At 67.4% G+C, this 6671-nt stretch carries 4 protein-coding genes and 1 pseudogene; 4 read left to right on the top strand and 1 reads right to left on the bottom strand.

Features of this window, described 5'->3' with window-relative positions:
• The first annotated feature begins 268 nt into the window (after positions 1-268).
• The 4 genes from ACWDRB_RS67480 to fxlM all read left to right on the top strand — a co-directional run bounded on the left by ACWDRB_RS67480 (position 269) and on the right by fxlM (position 6046).
• A complete protein-coding gene (locus ACWDRB_RS67480) occupies positions 269-1906 on the top strand; it encodes a transposase (protein WP_449912774.1) in 1638 nt (545 codons plus the stop codon).
• A complete protein-coding gene (locus ACWDRB_RS67475; RefSeq protein ID WP_449912772.1) occupies positions 1897-2940 on the top strand; it encodes a TniB family NTP-binding protein in 1044 nt (347 codons plus the stop codon). The genes ACWDRB_RS67480 and ACWDRB_RS67475 overlap by 10 nt, the downstream gene beginning before the upstream one ends.
• On the top strand, positions 2937-3857 hold the full coding sequence (locus tag ACWDRB_RS67470) for a TniQ family protein (protein ID WP_449912770.1): 921 nt from the start codon (positions 2937-2939) through the stop codon (positions 3855-3857). Before ACWDRB_RS67475 ends, ACWDRB_RS67470 begins: the two co-directional genes overlap by 4 nt.
• Before the next feature lie 128 nt (positions 3858-3985).
• Positions 3986-6046 carry a methyltransferase, FxLD system gene (gene fxlM, locus ACWDRB_RS67465; protein ID WP_449912769.1) on the top strand — a complete coding sequence of 687 codons (2061 nt, stop codon included), beginning with the start codon at positions 3986-3988 and terminating at the stop codon, positions 6044-6046.
• Positions 6047-6414: 368 nt separating this feature from the next.
• Here fxlM and ACWDRB_RS67460 read toward each other — a convergent pair.
• Positions 6415-6522: pseudogene (locus ACWDRB_RS67460) on the bottom strand (IS982 family transposase); the annotation flags it as partial.
• Between the last annotated feature and the right edge of the window lie 149 nt (positions 6523-6671).

The raw sequence follows: 6671 nt of genomic DNA, 5'->3' as shown, positions 1-6671 counted from the left end.
ACGCACGCCGTGACCAGGGTCAATAACGTGATCGAGGTGGTCAATTACGTGATCGCAGAGGGCTCACGCCTGCTCAATTCTGTGATCGTCGACACGGTCTTCCCCCGGATGCTCCGGCCGGAGCGCGAGTTCGTCCCCAATATGATCCAGCCACCCGCCGGCTGACCGAGCGGGAACAGGCCAAGGCGCTGGAGTTGCGGGCGCTGACGGGTGAGGACATCAGCGAGCACACGGTGCGGCGCAAGCGGCGTCGTTTGAGGCGCGTGGCGTGGCCGGGCTGGTGGATGGTCGATATCAGCCGTCGCGTTCGATCTATGGGCGGACCGATCCGCGGGTGCTGGCCGCGCTGGGGGCGGCGTTGGAGGAGGCGACGGACCGGTCGACGCGCACGGCCAGCTATCTGCATTGGCGGGTGGAGCAGTTGCTGGTCACTGAGCACGGCGCCGGGGTGGTGCCGATGCCGTCGAGGGCGACGTTCTATCGGTTGTTTGAGCGGTTGAGTGCGGGGCGGCACACGACCGGGTCGGCGCGCACCCGTCGGTCGCTGGCCAACCAACCGCAGGAGGCGTTCAGCGAGATGAGCGCGTCGAGGCCGGGTGAGCTGATGGAGATCGACTCGACGCCTTTCGATGTGCTGGTGCGGCTGGATGATGGAGTGGTCGGGCGGGTGGAGTTGACCGGGATGGTGGACCTGGCCACCCGGACGATCACGGCGGCGGTGCTGCGGCCGACGACTACCTCAGTGGATGCTTCGCTGCTGCTGGCACGGACGGTGACGCCGGAGCTGATGCGGCCAGGCTGGAGCGAGGCGTTGTCGATGGCGAGGTCGGTATTGCCGCATCGGCGGTTGCTGGAGCTGGATGAGCGGCTGGCGCACGCGGCCGCGCGGCCGGTGATCGTGCCCGAGACGATCGTGTGTGATCGCGGGAAGGTGTTCGTGTCCAACAACTTCCGGACGGCCTGCGCGAGCCTGGGCATCAACTTCCAGCCAGCCCATCAGGACACTCCCACCGATAAGCCGCATATCGAAAAGACCCTGGGCTCGGTATCGACGATGTTCGCCCAGTTCATCTCCGGTTTCGTCGGGCGCTCGGCTGAGCATCGGGGGCGCAAGGTCGAAGACGAGCCGCTGTGGTCGCTGCCGGAGTTGCAGGGGTTCCTGGACGAGTGGATCGTCGCCAAGTGGCAAAACCGGCAGCATGACGGGCTACGCGACCCCTCTGCTCCGGGACGGATGTTCACCCCGAACGAGAAGTACGCCGCCTTGGTCGAGGCCGCGGGCTACGTGCCGGTCGCGCTCAGCGCCGAGGACTATATCGAACTGCTCCCGGCGACCTGGCGGGCGGTCAACACCTACGGCATCAAGATCAACCATCGGATCTACGACGGCGAGGAACTGGTGCCGTTTCGACGTCAGCCCTCGGGCGTCGAGGAGAAGAAGAACCTGTGGGAGATCCACTATGACCCCTACGACATCGGCCGCATCTGGGTCCGCAACCACCACGACGGCGGCTGGATCACCGTGTTTTGGCGGCATCTGAACAGCGCACCGGCGGTCTTCGGGGAACTGGCGTGGGATCACGCCCGTCGTGACCTGAAGGACCAGAGCCGGGAAGCGACCGAAGCCGAGACCGCCCAGGCTGTCGCGGCCCTACTCAACAAGACCCACCAAGGGCCCGCGCCTGAGGCCGGCAGAGGGAAGAGCGCGAGGTCAAAGCGGGACCGCCAGGTGGCGGCCCGCACCGCGGCGACCGCGGAGCCCTCCTGGCCCAGGCCGCCCGACCCTGCGACCGAACCCAGCGACCCGATCGTGGATGACTCTGGGGTGATCGAGCCAGAGGACCTAGCCGAGGTGGTGCCGCTACGCGTCTTCGACGCACGCGAGGAGGCCAAGAAATGGTGGTAGCCGAGTTCGGCGGCTTCGACTTCACTGACGAGCGGGCACTGCCGGCCACAACGCTGGATGGCTGGCGCCAGTTCGTCGACGACGAACCGCTGGCGTTCACGCTGTTGGCCGACGAGGAGTGGAAGAGCCTGGATGAGGTCGCCCGGGCGCAGTATGACGAGGCCCGGATGACCTACCACTCGGAGTTGATCACGGTGGAGACATCCGCGGTCCGCCAGGTCGTCCGCCAGGGTCGGCTGCTGATGGTGCTGAACCGGCGCGAGCGCAGTGCCCGGCGCGGCCTGATCGTGTCCGGCCAGTGGGCCACCGGCAAGAGCACCGCGATCAAACAGTTCGGCCGGGTGCACGAACTGCTGGTGCGCCAGCGGTTCCCCGGCCAGGACCGCATCCCGGTCGTCTACATCACCGCTCCGCCCAAGGGGTCGCCCAAGAAGCTGGCCACCTTGTTCGCGCACTTCTTGGGCATGCCGCCGTTCAAGTCCCGGGCCAACGAGATAGACATCGCGATGGCGGTATGTGAGGTCCTTATCGAAGCCCGCTGCGACCTAGTGATCTTGGACGAGATTCACAATGTCAACATGGCCACCTCCCAGGGGGAGGACCTGTCGGACCACATGAAGCACTTCACTGAGAACCTGCCCGCCACCTTCGTCTACGCCGGCATCAACGTGGAGTCCTCGGGCCTGTTCAGCGGGTTCCGCGGCCAGCAACTCGCCGCCCGCTGCGTGATGACCAAAACCGGGAAGTTCCCCTACAACCAGGAGTGGAAGTCCATGGTGGCCACCATGGAGCACGCATTGAGACTGCACTGCCAAGACCCCGGTTCACTGATCCAACATGCCCGCTACCTGCATAAACGCACCGGCGGGCTAATCAGCAGCTTGTCACACCTCATCCGGGCATCGGCGATCTGCGCCATCGTGGAGGGCCGCGAGGCCATCACCCGCGACCTGATGGACACCGTCATCGTCGACCACTCCAGCGAGTCCGGATCTCCCAAGAATCCCCGGTCCGACGATGACGAAGGCCGATGAGGGCTGCCACCGCTGGCGGGCTGTTCCGAACGGGTCCCCGCAGACCTCTGCCGCGCAAGGTCAGGCCCGTCCATGACGAGACCTGCGCGTCCTTCCTGCAGCGCCTGGCCCAGCACAACCGCGTGCCGAGCGACGTCTTGCGCACCTATCTGGGCCTCGGCCGGTCCCTGCGACTACCTGAGCTGGCCGACCTGGCTATGGCCGCGGGATTGCCGGCGCCCACCTTAAGCCGGGCCCTACCGGAGCTTCGTTCCCCCCTCACCAGCCATTACGGCAACTCGGCAGGCTGGCCCAACCAAACCCGACCCGCCTGCCGGCGCTGCATGGCCAGCAGCGGCATCTTCACCGAGGTGCCGTGCTGGATGCGCCCTGACCAGAGCGTTTGCCCGCGCCACCAACTCTGGATCGGCACAGGCACGACCAGCATGGCCGAGCAACTGGACCTCGCGCGCCTGCCTGAAATCAGCCAGGCTCAGCACCGACACCGCAGAATCATCCGCCGCCACGGCCGCCCGGCGGCAGATGAGGCGTTCATTGAAGCCACCGACATCGTCGCCGCCTGGAACAAGAACAACGCCTACGACACCGATCGCCGACGCCGACAAGAGACCCTCTACGGCCCAGGCCGACGCGCTCACCACCACCTTCAGCCGTCAGGCCGCTACGCCGCCGACTACCCCGAGACTGTCGCCCTGACCAGCCTCATCGCCTCCGCCTACTGGAGATCCCTGGTGATGCAGGGAGGTTCCTCCGTCGCCCGCTTCTTATGCCGAAGTGAAACGCCGTGTCCTGCCGGACTACCCTCCCCACACCTTCAAGCACGACCCCGTCAGCCGCTGGGTCCTTCGAGCCGCACACCGCTGACAGGGAAAACCGCATCGCAGAGCAGTTCGTTTGAGACAAACGGCTTCGCCTAGCAGGTCAGACGAGACGCTATCCGCCGGACTTGCCCGAGCGAGTACATAGAGTGAGACGCACGATGCCAGAATGTCTCAGTCGAACTGCTATCTGACCAGGTGATGGCCTCGGTGACCGAGCACGTCATTTGAGACAGGACAGCCAGACCGCCGAGCAGGTAGCCGCCCGCGCCCTGCTGCCCACGCTCACCGCACTCCAGGACGAAGGGATCGCCCAGGACTGGTGGTATGTCCGCAAGCCGCGGTGGAAACTGCGCGTGCGAGCCGCCAGCGCCCCAACCGCCGTGGACGAACTGCTCGACATACTGGCCGGACAAGGCCAGATCGAGGGTTGGGCGTACGGCCGCTACGAGCCGGAACTCCACGCGTTCGGCGGCTGGGCGGGGATGGAAACCACCCACACCCTATTCCACCACGACAGCCGCTACCTGCTCACCCGCGCGGCGGAGCCCGACCCGCCGCGGCTGAGCATGCGCGAAACCAGCGTCGTGCTGTGCGGTGCGTTGCTGCGCGCAGCCTCGCTCGACTGGTACGAGCAAGGAGACGTGTGGGCCAAGGTCGCCGAGCTTCGCCCCGCCAGGTCGGAGGTCATCCCCGCCGAGCGGGCCGCTGAACTCGCGGCGGCGCTGGAGCGGCTCATGACCGCCGACACCCGGCGCCTGTGCAACCCGGCCCGTGGCGGAGCTCTCGCCGGCTACAGCGAGTGGATTGCCGCGTTCGAGCGGACCGGGCAGGCCCTGGCCGAACTGGCAGCCGAAGGGCAATTGACGCGCGGGCTGCGGTCGGTACTCGCCCACCACATCATCTTCCACGCCAACCGCGCTGGCCTGCCGATCGAGGATCAGGCTGCGCTGGCCGCGCTGGCGGTGGACACCGTGTTCCACCGGGGCGGGGACTCCGTGTCGTCGCCTCCCACCACCCGTCCGATAACTAAGGTGAATCCGGTGACTACTATCAGCGATGACCGGTCGGCTGCCTCCGCCGACCACCTCCGCGACGAGCTGACCCGCCGGCTTCTCGACCACAAGGCGATCCGCACCGCCGCCGTCGAAGCTGCCTTCCGCCGCACCCCGCGTCACCTGTTCCTGCCCGGCGTCCCCCTCGACCAGGCATACGCCGACACCCCCGTCTACACCAAGCAGGACAACGCCGGCGTCAACATCAGCGCCGCCTCCCAGCCGTGCACCATGGCCACCATGCTCGAGCAGCTCGCCCCCCAGCCCGGCTACCGCATCGTGGAGGTCGGCGCGGGCACCGGCTACAACGCTGCTCTCATGGCCGCCATCGTCGGCGAGCGCGGCTACGTCGCCACCATCGACGTGGACGTCGACCTCGTCACCGGCGCCCGTGAGCACCTCGCCGCCGCAGGCATCGGCAACGTCGAGGTCGCCCTCGGCGACGGCGCGCTCGGCCACCCCGACTGCGCCCCCTACGAGCGCATCATCGCCACCGTGGGCGCCTACGAGATCCCGGACGCCTGGTTGGAGCAGCTCGCCCCGCGCGGCCGGCTGGTCGTGCCGCTGCGGCTGCGCGGCACCAGCTCCCGCAGCATCGTCTTCGAGCGCAACGACCACTGCTGGCACAGTCTCGACAGCAAGCAGACCGTGTTCATGCCCTTGCGCGGGATCGGCGACGACGCCCGCCGCTACATCCACCTCACCGCCGAGCAGGACGTCACCCTGCAAGTCCACAAGGACCAGGCCGTCGAACCGGCCGGGCTGGACGGCGTGCTGACCAGCGAACGGCGCGAGGACTGGACCGGCGTCCTCTTCCCTGCCGATGTGTCGCTGGAGTGGCTGGACCTGTGGCTGTGCCTGCGCCTGGACAACGCCCTCATGCGGATGAATGCCTCGCCCGATGCCAAGGAGCGTGGCGTGGTAACGCCCATGTTCCCGTGGGGCTCCATGGCGACCGTCAACGATCGTGACCTCGTCTACCTGACCATCCGGCCCTTACAGCCTGCCGCGGACGGCGCTCGCAAGCTGTACGAGGTAGGCGTCGTCGGTCACGGCCCCTCCCCCGCCAAGCTCATGGACCAGGTGGCAGAGGAAATCTGCCGGTGGGACAGCGAATACCGGGACGTGACAGCCCGATTCGAGATCCCCGACGACCCTGCCTCCGGCAAGACGGCGGCTGGCCGGTTCGTCCTCGACCGGGACCACCACCAGATCGTCGTCATCTGGGAGTAGCCGCCATGGACCCCACCGGCCGCTTGCCCGCCGCTTCCCCCTCGTCGCGCGCCCTCGTCCAGGCTGCCCGCCGCTCGACGACCGCATCGGCGTGCTGCGCGCCCTGGCGGGCCAGGCCGCCCAGCACGGGGACCAGACATCCGCGTCCGCCGTCTGGAACCAGGCGGCTCTGCTGGCCTCCGACGTGGGGTTACCGGATTTGGCCAGGCGGATGTGCCACCGCCACGCCGCCGCGTACCTGCGCGCCCGCCCTCTGGGCGCGCAGGCCGCGCGCCGCGCTCTCGAACCCGTCGTCAACCTGGCACGGCTGGCGATCCGAGACGGCCAGCACGACGCCGGATACCAACTCCTGGCGGATTTGTTCGACGCGCGAACCCCACTCGCGGCCGCCACGAGGCCAGCTCCGGCGCACTCTTCAGCAGATCATCGACCCTCACATAGAGTGCGGTTGCGAGGGTGTCCAGTTCGGTCGTCACAACCCGAGAGTGGACATCCTCGCCCTATCTCCGCAGCTATGCCTTGGACTCATTCATCTAGACGAGTAAGTCCGATCTCCGGTCAGTGGTCGTAGGCGGTCAGTGACCGGGTGATCGGGGCGTTGGTTGCGTGGTTGTGCCAGATCGCG

The sequence above is a fragment of the Nonomuraea sp. NPDC003707 genome, assembly GCF_053587055.1.
The sequence above is the reverse complement of the archived record's forward strand: the minus strand, read 5'-3'. Positions and strand labels throughout refer to the sequence as shown.